This is a genomic window from Streptomyces beijiangensis, assembly GCF_017315755.1.
Taxonomy (GTDB): Bacteria; Actinomycetota; Actinomycetes; order Streptomycetales; family Streptomycetaceae; genus Streptomyces; species Streptomyces beijiangensis.
On record NZ_JAFLRJ010001116.1, the window covers coordinates 1 to 269 of the forward strand.

1 protein-coding gene is annotated in these 269 nt (G+C 74.7%); it reads left to right on the plus strand.

The window, feature by feature from the left end:
- On the plus strand, positions 1-269 hold a 269-nt coding region (locus J0695_RS40800; RefSeq protein ID WP_206969843.1), incomplete at both ends, for an NAD-dependent epimerase/dehydratase family protein.

Sequence of the window (269 nt, forward strand, 5' to 3'; positions counted from 1 at the left end):
GCCCGACGCCGAGTGGATCCACGCGGACGTACGGGACGGGCCGGCGGTCGCGGACGCCCTGCACGGCATCGACGCGGTCTGCCACCAGGCGGCGATGGCCGGCCTCGGCAAGGACTTCGCCGACGCGCCCGAGTACGTGAGCTGCAACGACCTGGGCACGGCCGTACTGCTGGCCGCGATGGCCGCGGCGGGGGTGCGCGACCTGGTGCTGGCCGGCTCGATGGTCGTCTACGGAGAGGGCCGTTACGACTGCCCGTCGCACGGCCGGG